Here is a 16069-nt window from a genome sequence, read left to right as displayed (position 1 = left end):
GCCGCGGGTGGGGTCGGCCGCCGGGCGGCAGGAGCCCGAACCGTCGCCCCGGCCGGCGCGCGGCGACGTGCCCGTCCCCCGGCACCGGCAGCCCGCGCCCGTCCACGCGGGCGCCTGGTGGCTGTGGGCGCTCGCCCTGGGCATCGCGGCCACCCGCACCACCAACCCCCTCCTGCTCGCCCTCCTCGTCACGGTCTCGGCCTACGTCGTCACGACCCGCCGCCCCCACACCCCTTGGGCCCGCTCCTATGGCGCGTTCGTCAAGCTCGCCCTCGCCGTCCTGCTCGTCCGCCTGGTCTTCGCCGTCGTCCTCGGCTCCCCCCTTCCCGGCTCGCACACCCTCGTCACCCTCCCCGAAGTGCCCCTCCCCGACTGGGCGCAGGGCATCCGCCTGGGGGGCCGGGTCACCGCCGAGACCCTCGTCTTCGCCCTCTACGACGGTCTGAAACTGGCCACGCTGCTGATCTGCGTCGGCTCGGCCAACGCCCTCGCCAGCCCCACCCGCCTCCTGAAGTCCCTCCCCGGCGCCCTCTACGAGATGGGCGTGGCCGTGGTCGTGGCGCTCACCTTCGCCCCGCACCTGATCGCGGACGCCCAGCGCCTGCGCGCCGCCCGCCGTCTGCGCGGCCGTCCGGACTCAGGCCTGCGGGGTCTGCTCCAGGTGGCCCTGCCCGTCCTGGAAGGCGCCCTCGAACGCTCCGTGGCGCTCGCCGCCGCCATGGACGCCCGCGGCTACGGCCGTACGGCTCAGGTGCCGACCGCGGTCCGCCGTACGACGGCCGTCCTCACCCTCACCGGCCTGCTGGGCGTCTGTGCGGGAACGTACGGGCTGCTGACCGCCGAGGGCGGCACCTACGGGCTGCCCGTCCTGCTCGCCGGCCTCGCCGCCGCGCTCGCCGGTCTCTGGCTGGGCGGCCGGCGCACCCCCCGCACCCGCTACCGCCCCGATTCCTGGAACGCCCGTTCCTGCCTGGTGGCCGTCTCCGGTGTCGCGGTCGCCGCCCTGCTGACCCTCGCCGCCTCCGCGGACCCCGCGGCCCTGCACCCGGGCGTGATCCCGCTGGTCGCCCCCACCCTGCCGCTGTGGCCCGCCGCGGCCGTACTCCTCGGTCTGCTCCCGGCGTTCGTCACCCCCACCCCCGAGCCGCCCGCGTCCGGACGAGCCGCCGCCGAGGAACCCGAGGAGAAGCCCTCATGATCCGCTTCGAGGACGTCTCCGTGACCTACGACGGAGCGGCCGAACCCACCGTCCGAGGCGTCGACTTCGAGGTCCCGGAAGGTGAACTCGTGCTGCTCGTCGGCCCGTCCGGGGTCGGCAAGTCCACCCTGCTCGGCGCGGTCAGCGGCCTGGTCCCGCACTTCACGGGCGGCACCCTGCGCGGCCGGGTCACGGTCGCCGGCCGCGACACCCGCACCCACAAGCCGCGCGAACTCGCCGACGTCGTGGGCACGGTCGGCCAGGACCCCCTCGCCCACTTCGTCACGGACACGGTCGAGGACGAACTCGCCTACGGCATGGAGTCGCTGGGCCTGGCCCCGGACGTGATGCGCCGCCGCGTCGAGGAGACCCTCGACCTGCTCGGCCTCGCCGATCTGCGCGACCGTCCGATCGCCACCCTCTCCGGCGGCCAGCGCCAGCGCGTCGCGATCGGCTCGGTCCTCACCCCGCACCCGCGCGTGCTCGTCCTGGACGAGCCGACCTCGGCGCTCGACCCGGCCGCCGCCGAGGAGGTGCTCGCCGTACTCCAGCGCCTCGTGCACGACCTCGGTACGACGGTCCTGATGGCCGAGCACCGCCTGGAGCGGGTCGTCCAGTACGCCGACCAGGTCGCCCTCCTCCCGGCCCCCGGGGCGGCCCCGCTCCTGGGCACCCCGGCCGAGATGATGGCCGTCTCCCCGGTGTACCCGCCGGTCGTGGACCTGGGCCGCCTGGCGGGCTGGTCCCCCCTGCCGCTGACGGTCCGAGACGCCCGCCGTCGGGCCGGAGGCTTGCGCCAGCAACTCGAGGGACGGAACAGCGTCGCCGCTCAGGGGCGCGGGGCTGCGATCGATGTGCGGCTGCCGCCGCGTGGGCGCGAGCAACCACGACACACCCGCACCCGCGAACGGTCCACGCCCCCCGGGACATCGGGCGCCACCCCCCTCCGCCGGCTCCGGGGCAAACGCGAAACCACCCCCGCGCCCTCCCCCCACGCCGCAGAGGCATCGTCCCTCGCCGTCACCCGCGGCCGCGTCCCCGCCCTGCGCCACGTCGACCTCACCGTCTCCCCCGGCGAGACGATCGCCCTCATGGGCCGCAACGGCGCCGGAAAGTCCACGCTGCTCAGCACCCTGGTCGGCCTCGTCCGGCCGTCCTCGGGAAGCGTCCGCGTGGGCGACGCGACCCCGCACCGCACCCCGCCCCCCGAACTCGTACGCCGGGTCGGACTCGTGCCCCAGGAGCCGCGCGACCTGCTCTACGCCGAGACGGTCGCCGCCGAGTGCGCGGCCGCCGACACCGACGCGGGCGCCGAGCCCGGCACCTGCCGGGCGCTGGTCTCGGAGCTGCTCCCCGGCATCGCCGACGGCACACACCCCCGGGATCTCTCGGAGGGCCAGCGCCTCACGCTGGCGCTGGCGGTCGTGCTCACCGCCCGCCCGCCGCTGCTGCTCCTCGACGAACCGACCCGGGGCCTCGACTACGCGGCGAAGGCCCGCCTGGTCACGCTGGTACGAGGGCTGGCCGCCGAGGGACACGCGGTCGTCCTCGCCACGCACGACGTCGAACTCGCCGCCGAGCTGGCCCACCGGGTGGTCCTGCTGGCCGACGGCGAGGTGATCGCGGACGGTCCGACGGCCGACGTGGTCGTCTCGTCCCCTTCCTTCGCCCCGCAGGTCACCAAGATCCTGGCTCCACAACGATGGCTCACGGTGCCCCAGGTCAGGGAGGCGCTGTCGTGACCGGTCCCGTACGCCTCGGCCCACGTTCCCTCGTCGCCCTCGCCCTGACCAGCGCGGTCGGCGGCGCCGCCTTCCTCTGGCCGTTCCTCGCGCCGCCCACCTCCCAGGTGGCGGCGCACGCCCAGGACGCGCCGTGGCTGTTCGCGGGTCTGCTGGTGCTGCTGATGGCAGTGGTGGCGGCGACGATCTCGGAGTCCGGCCTCGGCCCCAAGGCCGTGGCCATGCTCGGTGTGCTGGCGGCGACGGGTGCGGCGCTGCGGCCCATCGGCGCCGGCACCGCGGGCATCGAGCCGATGTTCTTCCTGATGGTGCTGAGCGGACGGGTGCTCGGGCCGGGGTTCGGGTTCGTGCTCGGGGCGATCACGATGTTCGCGTCGGCGCTGCTCACCGGCGGGGTGGGTCCGTGGATGCCGTTCCAGATGCTGGCCATGGGCTGGTTCACGATGGCGGCGGGGCTGCTCCCGGCGCCCGACAGGCTGCGGGGCCGCGCCGAAGTGCTGCTCCTGGGCTGCTACGGCTTCCTGGCGGCCTTCGCCTACGGCACGATCATGAACCTCGCGGGCTGGCCGTTCATGGGCGCGCTGGCCTCGAACATCGCCTTCGACCCGGACGCGGCGGTCCCCGCCAACCTGGCCCGCTTCCTGGCGTACTGCCTGGCCACCTCCCTCGGCTGGGACCTGGGCCGGGCGGTCGTCACGGTCGTCCTCACCGTCACCCTCGGCCCGGCGGTCCTGCGGGCACTGCGCCGGGCCACCCGTCGCGCCGCCTTCGAGACGCCGGTCACCTTCGACCCGCCCGCACCACCGCCGCTGGGTGAGGGTCCGGGCGCGGACGGTCACCCGGGCGGTGAGGCACCCCACATGACGCACGTCACCAACGACCCTCGGTAGTAGATCCGCAAGCCTGTCATGCACGCGGCGTCAGGCCCTCTGACCTGCACTTTGAGACCCACGTCACACAGACGACCTTTCCCCCGAATGCGGCCGCAACTAGTAAAAGCGGTCATTGCGGACACTTCGCTCGGCTGCTTCTCTGGATGACGTCGCAAGGCACCGACAAGCCCACAGGGCCTCGGCGCCGACACACCTCCCGCCACGCATCGCGTGGTTCCGGTGTGCCGCGACGTCCCTGCCCCCGAGGAAAGGTTCGCCAGTGTCCGTCTCCATCCTTCGCCGCATCGCCGCCCCCAAGAAGGCCCTCACCGGTGCCGTCGTCGCCGCTGCCGCCGCGGGCATGGCGTTCTCCGCCGCCCCGGCCCACGCCGCGCCCGGCGCCTCCCCCACCCAGGCGCAGGCGATCGCGAAGAAGATGATCCCGGACGCGGCCCAGTACAACGCCTTCAGCAAGATCGTCGAGCACGAGAGCGGCTGGGACGTCGACGCCACCAACGCGTCCTCCGGCGCCTACGGCCTGGTCCAGGCCCTGCCCGGCAACAAGATGGCCACCGCCGGCGCCGACTGGAAGACCAACGCCCAGACCCAGATCGAGTGGGGCCTGGACTACATGAAGTCCCGCTACGGCAGCCCGGTCGGCGCCTGGAACTTCTGGCAGGCCAACGGCTGGTACTGAGCCGGCACCTTCAGCCCTCCCCTCGGCCCCCACAGCCGGCCGCAGGCGCGCGCGGCCGGCTCCCCGGCACCCACGGCCACGGCCGGTGCCGAGAACCAGCCCTCCCCCTCAAGCGGCGGCGGCCCCCGATCCCCGGGGCCGCCGCCTCACGTGTGCCCGCCGCCTTCCCGGCCGCACCGGGCCGCCCGGCCCCCGAACCACCGCCCCGCCGCGCTCACGACGGCGGCGTCGCGCCCTGGTGCGCCGTGACCCGCAGCTCCTTCACGCCGTTGATCCACGCCGACCGCAGCCGCCGCGGCTCCCCCACCAGCCGCAGGTCCGGCATGGCGTCCGCGAGTGCGTTGAAGATGAGGTCGATCTCCAGCACGGCGAGGGACTTGCCGAGGCAGAAGTGGGGGCCGCCGCCACCGAAGCCCAGGTGGGGGTTGGGGTCACGGGTGATGTCGAAGGCGTCCGGGGAGTCGAACACCTCGGGGTCGTGGTTGGCCGAGGCGTAGAAGATGCCGACCCGCTCACCCTTGCGTATCCGCTTGCCGCCCAGCTCGGTGTCCTGTGTCGCCGTCCGCTGGAAGGACACCACCGGTGTCGCCCACCGCACGATCTCCTCGGCGGCCGTCGAGGGCCGCTCCCGCTTGTAGAGGTCCCACTGCTCGGGGTGGGTGAGGAAGGCGTGCATCCCGTGGGTGATGGCGTTGCGGGTCGTCTCGTTGCCCGCCACCGCCAGCATCAGCACGAAGAACCCGAACTCGTCCGAGCCGAGGTTGCCCTCGTCCTCCGCCGCCACCAGCGTGCTGACGATGTCCCGCGCCGGGCACTGCTTGCGGTCGGCGGCCATGTTCATGGCGTACGCGATCAGCTCCATGGCCGATTCCTTGCCGACCTCCTCCGTGATGGCGTACTCGGGGTCGTCGTAGGCGATCATCTTGTTGGACCAGTCGAAGAGCTTCGCCCGGTCGTCCTGCGGTACGCCGATCAGCTCGGCGATCGCCTGGAGCGGCAGCTCGCACGCGACCTCCGTGACGAAGTCGAACGGCCCGGAGTGCGCGCGGGCGCCCTCGACTATGGCGTGCGCCCGGCCCCTCAGCCGCTCCTCCAGTGCCCGGATGGCCCGGGGCGTGAAGCCCCGTTGCACGATCTGCCGCACCCGCGTGTGCTCCGGCGGGTCCATGTTCAGCAGGATCAGCCGCTGTGCGTCGATCGCGTCGCGCTCGATGTGCTCGTTGAAGCGGATGATCGCGGTGTTGACGGTCGACGAGAACAACTCGGGGTGCGTGGAGACGTACTTGACGTCGGCGTGCCGCGTGACGGCCCAGTAGCCCTCGTCCTGGAATCCGGCCAGGTTCACGGTCTGGGCGATCCAGGTGACCGGCTCGACGCGGCGCAGTTCGGCGAACTCCGGCAGGGGCACGCGGTGGTGCAGCAGATCGGGGTCGGTGAAGTCGAACCCCTCGGGAAGCGCTGGACAGGGCATGGCGGCTCCAGCCATCTGACGAACAGTCAGGAATTGCCGTGAACGTAACGGCGGACTCCGAAGACTGCAAGACCCTTGCGGTGACCCGTGTCACGTCCGCAGACTGCACACAGAACTAGAACACGTATCAGTTGCTGGTTCTGGACGAGAGGACCGCCTTCATGGCCGCCGAACCCGTCATCGTCGAAGCCGTCCGCACCCCGATCGGCAAGCGCGGCGGCGCGCTCGCCAATCTGCATCCCGCCTATCTGCTGGGCGAGACGTACCGCGAACTCCTCGGCCGCACCGGCATCCCCGCCGACTGCGTCGAGCAGATCGTCGGCGGCACGGTCACCCACGCCGGCGAGCAGTCGATGAATCCCGCGCGGACCGCCTGGCTGACCATGGGCCTGCCGTACGAGACGGCGGCGACGACGGTCGACTGCCAGTGCGGGTCCTCCCAGCAGGCGTCCCACATGACCGCCAACCTCATCGCCGCCGGCGTCATCGACGTCGGCATCTCCTGCGGCGTCGAGGCGATGTCCCGCGTACCGCTCGGGTCGGGCTCCAAGCACGGGCCCGGGAAACCGTTCCCCGACGAGTGGAACGTCGACCTCCCCAACCAGTTCGTGGCGGCCGAGCGCATCGCGAACCACCGCGGGCTGACCCGCGAGGACGTCGACGCGCTCGGCCTGCTCTCCCAGGAACGCGCCGCGCGGGCCTGGTCGGAGGAGCGCTTCAAGCGCGAGACCTTCTCCGTGCAGGTCCCCACCACGGAGGAGGAGCAGCACGCCGGTCAGGGCATGTGGCGGCTCGTGGACCGCGACGAGGGGCTGCGCGACACCTCGGCGGAGGCACTGGCGAAGCTGAAGCCGATCATGCCGACCGCCGTGCACACGGCCGGCAACTCCTCGCAGATCTCGGACGGCGCGGCGGCCATCATGTGGGCCTCGAAGCGCATGGCGCGTGCGCTGAAGCTGAAGCCGAGGGCGCGGATCGTGGCCCAGGCGCTCGTCGGCGCCGATCCGCACTTCCACCTGGACGGTCCGATCGACGCCACCCGCGCGGTACTGGGAAAGGCGGGGATGTCCCTCAAGGACATCGACGTGGTCGAGATCAACGAGGCTTTTGCGTCGGTGGTGTTGAGCTGGACCCGGGTCTTCGAGCAGGACCTGGAGAAGGTCAACGTCAACGGCGGTGCGATCGCGCTCGGGCACCCGGTCGGATCGACGGGCGCCCGGCTCATCACGACGGCACTGCACGAACTGGAGCGGACGGACAAGGAGTTCGCGCTGGTGACGATGTGCGCGGGCGGCGGACTCGCCACCGGCACGATCATTCAGCGGTTGTAGCCCCGGCCCAGGAAACGAAGGTGGTGAAGGTGGCGGGGCCGAAGGTGAGTTCGGGGCCGACGGGGTTCTTCGAGTCGCGTACGGCGACGGTGGCGCAGGGGGCTTCGGCGATCTCTACGCAGTCGCCGCCCTGGTCGCTGCTGTACATCGACTTGCGCCACGTCAGGCAGATGGGCGCGCACTCGACGCACTCGCCGCCCTGGTCGCTGCTGTAACTGGACTTACGCCACCGGGTCACCGTCGGAATCGCGTTGCTCGCCATAGCGTTCCTCCATCACACGCCGGATCAACTCCGCCGAGTCCCCGAGGGAGAGAGCGGCGGCCTGAAGGTGATCGTATCGGAGCGAACAGTCCTTGACCGTGTCCGGATTGGCGGTCGGATGCGCGCTGCCATAACCCTCGGTGTAGACGATGCTCGGGTCGCTCGGGAAGCGATAGCAGGTGAATGAGCCAGTGAGGCCCGCATGTGCCCCCGCCGAGAACGGCAGCACCTGGATGTTGACCCGGGGATCGTCTTCGAAGGCCAACAGACGGTCCAGTTGGCCCCGCATGGTCTCGGGACCGCCGATCCGCTGGTACAGCGCGGCCTCGCTGAGGATCGCCCAGAAGACCGGGGGCTCCTCCTTCTCGAAGATGCGCTGGCGGGCGAGACGCACGGCGGTGCGGTCGTCGAGGTTGCTCCGGTCCAGCGCGCCGAGCACCGCCCGGGCGTAGGCCGACGCCTGGAGGAGGCCGTGCACCATGTGCGTCTGGAAGGCGCAGATCTCGACGGCCCGCGCCTCCAGCTCCGCCGTCTGGCGGAACCACGCCGGGAGTTGGCTGCGCAGCACCAACTCGGTCAGCCGGGAGAGCAGACCGCCGGTCCCCAGGGCCGCGTCCACGCGTTCGCTGAACGCCGGGGTCGGGAGCTTGCGGGCGGTCTCGATCTGACCGACCAGGGAACCCGTGTAGTTGATGATCTCCCCGAGCTGCCGCTGGGTCAGACCGGCGGCTTCCCGGGAACGCCGCAGCTCGTAGCCGTAGTAGTCCAACGGCGACGCACCGGGGTCGAGGACGTTGATGTGGGTCACGCACGGTCCCCTCTCACGCAACTCCGCCCACCAGGGCACGTGTTGTATCCAGTTCGTTGCCCAGAGTAGTCAGCGCTGGCCAGCCTCGTAGCGTGAACGAACACATTCCCCCGGCCCACCTGGCCCCTCGCCCCGTCCAGTACCGCATGAGCATCACCGTGGGCGAGCACTCCGCGCGGCACATCCGCCGTATCGTCCGCTCGCTCCTGACGGAGTGGGACATGGCGGAGCTGACCGACGCCGTGGAACTCGGTGTCACGGAACTGGTCGCCAACGTCGTACGGCATGTCCTGGACCGGCGCTGCGTGCTGCTCGTGCTGCGGCTGGGCACGGGCGTGCGGGTGGAGGTGTCGGACGGCTCGGCCCGGATCCCCGTGCCCGCCGGCACCGTGTCGCCGGACTCGGAGTGCGGCCGAGGGCTGATGCTGCTCGACGCGCTGGCGGACAAGTGGGGGGTGGAGCCGGGGGCCGGCGGCGGAAAGACCGTCTGGTTCGAATGCGGGACTCCTTCCTCAAGCACGGGGTGGGAGTGCTGATCCGCCGTGTCCGGCACCGGCGTGCGGCCGAGGCTCCGGCTCGGGGCCGGCCGCGGGGGGCGGCACCGCCCGCGCTCGCGGCCCCTGGAACAGATACACCAGTCCGAAGCCCGCGCCCACCACGAGCGCGCCGCCCACCGCGTCCAGCACCCAGTGGTTGCCGGTCACGACGATCGCGACGACGGTGAGGGCCGGATGCAGCAGGCCGAGCGCCTTCATCCACGCCTTCGGCGCGACGATCGCGATCACGACCCCGCACCACAGGGACCAGCCGAAGTGCAGTGAGGGCATCGCCGCGTACTGGTTGGTGAGGGAGGTCAAGGTGCCGTAGTCCGGCTGGGAGAAGTCCTGGACGCCATGGACGGTGTCGATGATGCCGAAGTCCGGCATCAGGCGGGGCGGGGCGAGCGGGTAGAGCCAGAAGCCGATCAGCGCCAGCAGGGTCGTCATGCCGAGCGTCGAGCGGCCCCAGCGGTAGTCGACCGGGCGGCGCCAGTAGAGGAGGCCGAGGACGGCCAGCGGGACGGCGAAGTGGAACGACGTGTAGTGGAAGTCGAAGAACTGACGGAGCCAGTCCACCTTCACCGTCGCGTGGTTGAGGGTGTGCTCGATGTCGATGTGGAGCGTCCGCTCCAGGGAGAGGATCTGCTCGCCGTGCGCCTCGGCGCGCTCCCGGCCGCCGGATATCGTGCCGCCGGTGGCCGCCAGCCGGACCTGCGAGTACGCGGCGTAGGTGACGCGGAGGAGCAGCAGTTCCAGCAGGAGGTTGGGCCGGTTCAGGACCCGGCGCAGGAAGGGCAGCAGCGGTACGCGCTTCCAGCGGGCCGGGACCGGCCGGGCGTACTGCGTGGGGACGGGCTCGCGGTAGCAGGGGGAGGTGCGCGACAGGAAGGGCACGGCCGTGGCGGCGGCGATCGCGGCGAGCAGGACGACGTTGTCGCGCAGCGGACGCAGTACGGCCAGGTCCGGGAAGAGCATCCGCGCCGGGAGCGTCACCACGAGTACCACGGCCACGGGCCACACCGGGCGGTCGCAGGCGCGCCGGCCGACCCGGCCGACCACCGCGAGCAGCACCCACAGGAGTTGATGCTGCCAGGCCGTCGGCGCGACGACGAGGGCGGCGCAGCCGGTGAGGGCGACGGCGAGCAGGAGCTGTCCGTCGCGGGCGTACCGGACGGCGCGGCGCAGGCCCAGGGCGGCGATCACCGCTCCCAGCGTCAGGAAGAGGACTGTCTCCGGCGGGCCGGACAGACCCAGCCGCAGCAGGGCGCCGTGCAGGGACTGGTTGGCGAGGTCGTCGGCCCGCCCGCCGAGACCGACGCCGGCCATGTGGTGCACCCAGTAGGTGTACGAGTCGTGCGGCATCGCCGACCACGCCAGCGCGGTGCCCGCGGCGAAGGTGCCGCCCGCCGACAGCGCGGCGCGCCGTCGGCCGGTGAACCACAGGAGCGGGGCGAAGAGCAGCAGGGTCGGCTGGAGGGCGGCGGCGACGCCGATCAGCGCTCCGCCCGCGCGCTCGCCGCGTACGGCGAAGCAGCCGAGCAGTACCAGCAGGACGGGGATGATGCTGGTCTGACCGAGCCAGAAGGCGTTGCGCACCGGCAGCGACAGCATCAGCAGGCAGATCGCGACGGGCGCCGCGACGAGCGCCGTCCGACGGCTGACGGGGCGCGGCAGGGCGCGGGCGGCGACCAGGCCGAGCACGACGACCAGCAGCAGCGTGCCGAAGGTCCAGCCCCAGCCGAGGGTCTGCTCGGCCGCGCGCGTCAGGGGCTTGAGCACCAGGCCACCGAAAGGGGTGCCGGTGAAGCGGGTGGAGTCGTAGAGCGAGCCCTCCACGTGCAGCACGCCGCCGGGACCGACCCAGGTCTCCAGGTCGGTCAGCCGCTCGCCCCGGGGGGTGCGGAGGACGACGGCGGTCTGCCGTATGCCGAGGATCGCGGCGACCAGCCACAGGGCCAGGCGCGCGGCGCGCAGTCGTGCGCCCGCCGTCGCTCCGAAACCGCCTGCCGGTCTTCCGCTGTGTTCCGCGTTCGCCACGCCTCGTCGGCCTCCCGCCCCATCGATCCGCGCACCGTGGTCGCACCGCCCCCGGGAGACAGGACGCAGGAAACCTGCGGTTCACCTGAAGTCCGCTCTCCTTTTGTCCGGAAGACGATAGTGGGAGGGGTGCCGGGTTGCTCCGGCCGAGCGCGAGATGGATCACAAAGCGCGAGCCGGGACGCCGGGCGATCGTCGGCCGACTTGCCTGCACACGGCACATTTACCTGCGCAATGCGCCGAAATGACCACCCTGCGTAATCGGGACAAGACCTCCTATGGTCGGCTTTCGGCCTGCTGGCGGCGTCGCCGCATGGGCCCGTCCCAGTCCCCGTCGAAAGGCAGGCGAGCGAAGTCTTGTCGAGTGCCACCGCGGCCGCACCGCATCCGATCCCCGCCCGTACCCGCCCCCCGGTACAGGACCCCACCGTCACCGACCCCGCCCTGGTCCGGCGAGCCGTGAAGGCGGCGGCGCTCGGGAACGCCATGGAGTGGTTCGACTTCGGTGTCTACAGCTACATCGCGGTGACGCTCGGCAAGGTCTTCTTCCCGTCCGGCAGTCCGACGGCACAGCTCCTGTCCACCTTCGGGGCTTTCGCCGCGGCCTTCCTGGTCCGCCCGCTGGGCGGCCTGGTATTCGGCCCGCTGGGCGACCGCGTCGGCCGCCAGAAGGTCCTCGCGCTGACGATGATCATGATGGCCGTCGGCACGTTCGCGATCGGCCTGATCCCGTCGTACGCCGCGATCGGCGTCGGCGCACCGATCCTGCTGCTCGCCGCGCGCCTCGTACAGGGCTTCTCCACGGGCGGCGAATACGCCGGCGCCTCCACCTTCATCGCCGAGTACGCGCCCGACAAGCGGCGCGGTTTCCTCGGCAGCTGGCTGGAGTTCGGCACGCTCGCCGGCTACATCGGCGGCGCGGGCCTGGTCACCCTGATGACCGCGCTGCTCTCCTCCGAGGACCTGCTGTCCTGGGGCTGGCGGATCCCCTTCCTGATCGCGGGCCCGATGGGCATCGTCGGCCTCTACCTGCGGATGCGCCTGGAGGAGACCCCGGCGTTCGCGGCGGAGGTCGAGAAGGCGGAGACGGAGCGGCCGAAGGTGCCGCTGCGCGAGATGGTCACGGGCCAGTGGAGGGCGCTGCTGCTGTGCATGGGCCTGGTCCTGGTCTTCAACGTCACCGACTACATGCTGCTGTCGTACATGCCGAGCTACCTCACCAGTGAGCTGCACTACGACGAGACGCACGGACTGCTGGTCGTCCTCGCCGTGATGGCCCTGATGATGATCGCCCAGCCGTTCACGGGGGCCCTCACCGACCGCGTCGGCCGCCGTCCGGTCATCGCCGTCGGCTGCGCGGGCTTCCTGTTCCTCTCGATCCCCGCCCTGCTGCTGATCCGTCAGGGCAGCCTCCTGGCCATCGGCCTGGGCATGGGCGCGCTCGGCCTGCTGCTGGTCTGCTTCACCGCGGCGATGCCGTCGGCCCTGCCGGCCCTCTTCCCGACCCGGGTCCGCTACGGCTCCCTCTCCATCGGCTTCAACGTCTCGGTCTCCCTCTTCGGCGGCACGACCCCCCTGGTCGTCACGGCCCTGATCGGCGCGACCGGCGACATGATGATGCCCGCCTACTACATGATGGCCGCGGCCGTGGTCGGCGGCGTGGCGGTGTGGTTCATGACCGAGTCGGCGGGCCGCCCACTTCCGGGATCGGCCCCCGCGCTGGAGCCCGGGGAACGCTGACGGGCCTTCACCTCACGGTCCGCGAACGGGCCCCTGCGACACCGCGGCAGGGGCCCGTCGCCCTGGAGCGCCACGGTGGACGTCCCACGGCAGACGCCGTTCCCCGGATGAGGCCCTGCCGACACGTGGCCTCGGTGGCCGCCCGGTCGAGGCACCGACACGTCCCCTTCCCGTCCGTGAGTGACGGGCCGCGCGCCGTGCATGCGTGAAACTCTCGTACGGCCACTTCGACCCGTCTTACGAGAGGCACAGCGCATGAGCGAGTCTCAGACCTGGAACACCGTAGACGCGTACTTCACGACCCACCTCGCCCGCGACGACGAGGCCCTCCAGGCGGCCCTGCGGGACAGCGACGCGGCCGGTCTGCCCCCGATCGGCGTCACCGCGAGCCAGGGCAAACTCCTCCAGCTCCTCGCCGAACTGCAGGGCGCCCGCGCCATCCTGGAGATCGGCACGCTCGGCGGCTACAGCACGATCTGGCTGGCGCGCGCCCTCCCGGCGGACGGCCGCCTGGTCACGCTGGAGCACGACCCGAAGCACGCCGAGGTCGCGAGCCGCAACATCGCCAGGGCCGGCCTCGACAAGGCCGTCGACGTACGCGTCGGCGCGGCCCTGGACTGCCTGCCGCAGCTCGCCGACGAGAACCCCCCGCCCTTCGACCTGGTCTTCATCGACGCCGACAAGGCCAACAACGCCCACTACGTGGAGTGGGCGCTGCGGCTCACGCGCGAGGGCAGCCTGATCGTCGTCGACAACGTGGTCCGGGGCGGCCGGGTCGTCGAAGCGGCGGACAGTTCCGCACCCGACATCCAGGGCACCCGCGCCGCCATCGAACTCATCGGTTCCCACCCGAGGCTGTCCGGCACGGCGATCCAGACGGTCGGCGCCAAGGGCTACGACGGCTTCGCCCTGGCGCGCGTCCTCGGCTGAAGGGACCGCGCCGACGCTCAGACCTCGTGGTAGTAGCCCACGTTCACACTGCGCGGGCCGGTGCGGTCCTGGATGACGATCTCGCCGTTGCCGCCCCTGGGCAGCGGCATCGTGCCGCCGTAGGCGAGCGGCTGCGTGTACTCGCCGGACACCAGCCGGACCTCGGAGGACGGGTCCGGCTGCGAGCCGCGCAGCCAGCTCACGTGCCAGTCGCCGTCCGGCCCGCACAGGAACTCCAGGTGCACGCGCGAGACGAACAGCCAGTCGTCGGGCGTCGCGAGCCGGCACACGGTCTTGTCCCGGCCCACCCTCAGCACCGTTCCCGGCTCGCTGGGCGCGTCGGCCATGATCATGCCGGCCGTGACACCCGCGTCCGCCCCGGAGACGGTGGCCATGGTCAGTTCGATCACGAGGGCTCCCTTGCAACGTCCAGATACGGAAGCCAGGTTGGCCTGCCGCCGCCGCATGATAAATCGCCCGGCGCGGCGGCGTCCGGCACAATGGCCTCATGACCGAGCGAAAGCCACCCGGTGTCAGCTTCGAATCCTGGACCGACAGACAGATCCGGGACGCCGAGGCGCGTGGCGACTTCGCCCATCTGCCGGGCGCGGGCAAGCCACTGCCGAAGGAGATCGAGGGCACCTACGACGAGCAGTGGTGGATCAAGCGCAAGATGGCCCGCGAGGGCTTCTCCGTGCTGCCCCCCACCCTCGCCCTACGCAAGGAGGCCGAGGACGCGCTGCTGGCCGCGATGGCGGCCCCCTCCGAGCGGCTGGTGCGAAAGATCGTCGAGGACGTCAACGTCAAGATCCGCGACGTCATGTTCAAGCCGCCGCCCGGCCCCCCGCTGGGCATGAAGCCGTACGACGTGGACGACGTCGTACGCCGGTGGCGGGAGACCCGGACGGCGGCCGATTGACCCTGTCAGCGGCTGACCGGACCCGTCAGCGGCTCAGCAGCCGCTCCGCGAGTTCGCGGTAGTCCCGCAGGGCGAGACGGAGTTGTTCGGTGTCGGACGTCGCCGAGGTGGCCTCGTCGGTCGACTCCCAGGCCCTGCGCAGGGTGCGGCGCCTCTGCGTCACGGCCTCCGTGAACCGGTCCGCGAGCTCCTCCAGCACATGGTCCGCCTCCTCGACGGCGGCTCGCGGCCCGTCCACGAACGAGGCGACCGACCGCTGCAACCGCTGCTCGAACCCGCCGGTCTCCTCGCCCGGCAGCAGCGGGGCCGTGCGCGAGGAAGCGGCCGGGGTCCTGGCGGACCGCCCGGGAACCTCGGAAGCGGCAGCCCCCCGAGCCTCATGGGTCTCCCGCTTCTCACGGGCCCCGACTCCCCCGGGCGCCACAGCGCCCGCGCGAAGCGACCCACCGATCCCGCCGGGAACCTCGCCCGCCGTACCCGTCGCCGTGTCGAGATCGTCGCGCAGCCCGCTCCGGCCGGGCTCTCCGCCGGCCATCGGCCGTGTCCCGTCGGACATGATCCTCAACTCCCCTTCACATGGCGCCCGAAGACCGCCGACAGATGCGGCCGGCCGGTGGGGGCCGTCGTCCGCCCGGCGGACGGGCGCGCACGGTGGTCGTCCCGCAGCAGGTCTTCGAAGAGGGCGCGGGCCTCGACCATCGCCGCACGCATCTCCTCGGTGTCCGCGCCGCCGTTCACCGGCGTGCCGGCGAAGCGGTGGACGCGCCGGTAGCCGCGCAGGTGGTGCGCGTGATGCACGGACAGCGCGGCGTACCGCTCCTCGTACTGCCCGCCGTCCGGGAAGCCCCGGACCCCGGCGAGCTCGGCGAGCAGGTGGTCGGCCTCGGTCACGGCATCCTGGGGTGAGTCGACGAAGCGCTCCTGGGCGGCCGTCCAGCGGGCCTCGAACTGCTGGCGCCGCGCCGGTTCGAGCGGCCGCTCACGCAGCTTCCCGTGCCGCTCCACACGCTCGGCGAGTTCACGTTCGGCGGCGGTGACGTCCCCGTCGTGCCGGGCCACGGCCCGGTCGTACTCAGGTCCGAAGCGCCGCCTCAGGTCCCGTCCGCCGCCCGCGCCACGGCCGCGCAGGGTCAGGGCGGCCACGATGAGAGCGACCGCCACCACCATCACAATCAAAGCAATGATCCAGCCAGTGGACATGAAAACCTTCCGGGTTCTCGACCCGACCGACCCTTCACCGGGCCGGTCCCCTGACCGGGTTGCCCGCCGCCCCCCACCCAAACCGCACCCCCGCAACCGTCCCCCCGCCCACACGGAACCGCACCGGGGCTGTCTGGACCCCGGCCCGCACGGCGCCGCACCCGCGCACGGCGGGAAGGCACCGCGCCCGGGCGCACGCCCGCCCGCAACGGAGCCGCAGTCGCACGCGGTCCGGGCCGGGGTGGACCCCCGCCCCCCGGGACCCGCGGTCGCACGCGGCGGGAAGGGGTCGGGCCGGGGGGTGTCCGCCCGCAGCGGTTGGC

The 16069-nt window shown here is 72.2% G+C and carries 16 protein-coding genes; 9 read left to right on the top strand and 7 right to left on the bottom strand.

All coding sequences use genetic code 11. The annotated features are described in order from the left end of the window. Positions 1-67 precede the first annotated feature (67 nt). The 4 genes from ACWCPM_RS33655 (at position 68) to ACWCPM_RS33640 (ending at position 4509) form a co-directional block, all read left to right on the top strand. Positions 68-1198: an energy-coupling factor transporter transmembrane component T gene (locus ACWCPM_RS33655; protein WP_450980068.1), complete on the top strand. Its 1131-nt coding sequence runs from the start codon at positions 68-70 to the stop codon at positions 1196-1198. Continuing rightward, on the top strand, positions 1195-2940 hold the full coding sequence (locus tag ACWCPM_RS33650; protein WP_450980067.1) for an ABC transporter ATP-binding protein: 1746 nt from the start codon (positions 1195-1197) through the stop codon (positions 2938-2940). Before ACWCPM_RS33655 ends, ACWCPM_RS33650 begins: the two co-directional genes overlap by 4 nt. Beyond that, positions 2901-3830, top strand: a complete 930-nt coding sequence (locus tag ACWCPM_RS33645) for an ECF transporter S component (protein WP_450980066.1) — start codon at positions 2901-2903, stop codon at positions 3828-3830. Before ACWCPM_RS33650 ends, ACWCPM_RS33645 begins: the two co-directional genes overlap by 40 nt. 262 nt (positions 3831-4092) lie before the next feature. Continuing rightward, complete coding sequence (locus ACWCPM_RS33640) at positions 4093-4509, top strand: aggregation-promoting factor C-terminal-like domain-containing protein (protein WP_450980065.1); 417 nt, start codon at positions 4093-4095, stop codon at positions 4507-4509. A 214-nt stretch (positions 4510-4723) separates the two neighbouring features. Here the strand turns inward: ACWCPM_RS33640 and ACWCPM_RS33635 are convergent, their stop codons facing one another. Further along, positions 4724-5980: a cytochrome P450 gene (locus ACWCPM_RS33635; protein WP_450980064.1), complete on the bottom strand. Its 1257-nt coding sequence runs from the start codon at positions 5978-5980 to the stop codon at positions 4724-4726. A 161-nt stretch (positions 5981-6141) separates the two neighbouring features. Between ACWCPM_RS33635 and ACWCPM_RS33630 the strand changes: the two genes are divergently transcribed. Next, positions 6142-7311: a steroid 3-ketoacyl-CoA thiolase gene (locus ACWCPM_RS33630; RefSeq protein WP_450980063.1), complete on the top strand. Its 1170-nt coding sequence runs from the start codon at positions 6142-6144 to the stop codon at positions 7309-7311. On the opposite strand, the gene ACWCPM_RS33625 is transcribed toward ACWCPM_RS33630, so the two are convergent. Together ACWCPM_RS33625 and ACWCPM_RS33620 are read right to left on the bottom strand one after the other, a co-directional pair. Beyond that, positions 7295-7573, bottom strand: a complete 279-nt coding sequence (locus ACWCPM_RS33625) for a DUF397 domain-containing protein (RefSeq protein ID WP_450980062.1) — start codon at positions 7571-7573, stop codon at positions 7295-7297. The genes ACWCPM_RS33630 and ACWCPM_RS33625 overlap by 17 nt on opposite strands. Then, entirely contained in the window at positions 7533-8381 is an 849-nt protein-coding gene (locus ACWCPM_RS33620) for a helix-turn-helix domain-containing protein (protein WP_450980061.1), read from the bottom strand. Before ACWCPM_RS33620 ends, ACWCPM_RS33625 begins: the two co-directional genes overlap by 41 nt. Positions 8382-8473: 92 nt before the next feature. Here ACWCPM_RS33620 and ACWCPM_RS33615 point away from each other — a divergent pair, with 92 nt between their 5' ends. Then, entirely contained in the window at positions 8474-8917 is a 444-nt protein-coding gene (locus ACWCPM_RS33615) for an ATP-binding protein (RefSeq protein WP_450980060.1), read from the top strand. Here ACWCPM_RS33615 and ACWCPM_RS33610 read toward each other — a convergent pair. Continuing rightward, entirely contained in the window at positions 8894-10957 is a 2064-nt protein-coding gene (locus ACWCPM_RS33610) for a bifunctional glycosyltransferase 87/phosphatase PAP2 family protein (protein ID WP_450980059.1), read from the bottom strand. The two genes, ACWCPM_RS33615 and ACWCPM_RS33610, sit on opposite strands and share 24 nt — an antisense overlap. Positions 10958-11314: 357 nt before the next feature. Between ACWCPM_RS33610 and proP the strand changes: the two genes are divergently transcribed. After that, on the top strand, positions 11315-12697 hold the full coding sequence (gene proP / locus ACWCPM_RS33605; protein WP_450980058.1) for a glycine betaine/L-proline transporter ProP: 1383 nt from the start codon (positions 11315-11317) through the stop codon (positions 12695-12697). Between the two features lie 255 nt (positions 12698-12952). Continuing rightward, entirely contained in the window at positions 12953-13627 is a 675-nt protein-coding gene (locus ACWCPM_RS33600; protein WP_450980057.1) for an O-methyltransferase, read from the top strand. A gap of 17 nt (positions 13628-13644) precedes the next feature. On the opposite strand, the gene ACWCPM_RS33595 is transcribed toward ACWCPM_RS33600, so the two are convergent. Then, positions 13645-14037: a hypothetical protein gene (locus ACWCPM_RS33595; protein ID WP_450980056.1), complete on the bottom strand. Its 393-nt coding sequence runs from the start codon at positions 14035-14037 to the stop codon at positions 13645-13647. Between the two features lie 98 nt (positions 14038-14135). Between ACWCPM_RS33595 and ACWCPM_RS33590 the strand changes: the two genes are divergently transcribed. After that, positions 14136-14546 carry a DnaJ family domain-containing protein gene (locus tag ACWCPM_RS33590; protein WP_450980055.1) on the top strand — a complete coding sequence of 137 codons (411 nt, stop codon included), beginning with the start codon at positions 14136-14138 and terminating at the stop codon, positions 14544-14546. Between the two features lie 25 nt (positions 14547-14571). On the opposite strand, the gene ACWCPM_RS33585 is transcribed toward ACWCPM_RS33590, so the two are convergent. Further along, complete coding sequence (locus tag ACWCPM_RS33585) at positions 14572-15102, bottom strand: hypothetical protein (protein ID WP_450980054.1); 531 nt, start codon at positions 15100-15102, stop codon at positions 14572-14574. 5 nt (positions 15103-15107) lie between these two features. Then, on the bottom strand, positions 15108-15746 hold the full coding sequence (locus ACWCPM_RS33580; RefSeq protein WP_450980053.1) for a hypothetical protein: 639 nt from the start codon (positions 15744-15746) through the stop codon (positions 15108-15110). Between the last annotated feature and the right edge of the window lie 323 nt (positions 15747-16069).

Source organism: Streptomyces sp. NPDC002309 (assembly GCF_053593375.1).
The sequence above is the reverse complement of the archived record's forward strand: the minus strand, read 5'-3'. Positions and strand labels throughout refer to the sequence as shown.

What these genes read in the sequence shown, in the direction of transcription:
- ACWCPM_RS33585 (WP_450980054.1), bottom strand. Translation starts at nt 15,102, where the DNA reads ATGTCCGACGGGACACGGCCGATGGCCGGCGGAGAGCCCGGCCGGAGC.
- ACWCPM_RS33630 (WP_450980063.1), top strand. Translation starts at nt 6,142, where the DNA reads ATGGCCGCCGAACCCGTCATCGTCGAAGCCGTCCGCACCCCGATCGGC.
- ACWCPM_RS33580 (WP_450980053.1), bottom strand. Translation starts at nt 15,746, where the DNA reads ATGTCCACTGGCTGGATCATTGCTTTGATTGTGATGGTGGTGGCGGTC.
- ACWCPM_RS33650 (WP_450980067.1), top strand. Translation starts at nt 1,195, where the DNA reads ATGATCCGCTTCGAGGACGTCTCCGTGACCTACGACGGAGCGGCCGAA.
- ACWCPM_RS33645 (WP_450980066.1), top strand. Translation starts at nt 2,901, where the DNA reads ATGGCTCACGGTGCCCCAGGTCAGGGAGGCGCTGTCGTGACCGGTCCC.
- ACWCPM_RS33635 (WP_450980064.1), bottom strand. Translation starts at nt 5,980, where the DNA reads ATGCCCTGTCCAGCGCTTCCCGAGGGGTTCGACTTCACCGACCCCGAT.
- ACWCPM_RS33625 (WP_450980062.1), bottom strand. Translation starts at nt 7,573, where the DNA reads ATGGCGAGCAACGCGATTCCGACGGTGACCCGGTGGCGTAAGTCCAGT.
- ACWCPM_RS33590 (WP_450980055.1), top strand. Translation starts at nt 14,136, where the DNA reads ATGACCGAGCGAAAGCCACCCGGTGTCAGCTTCGAATCCTGGACCGAC.
- ACWCPM_RS33600 (WP_450980057.1), top strand. Translation starts at nt 12,953, where the DNA reads ATGAGCGAGTCTCAGACCTGGAACACCGTAGACGCGTACTTCACGACC.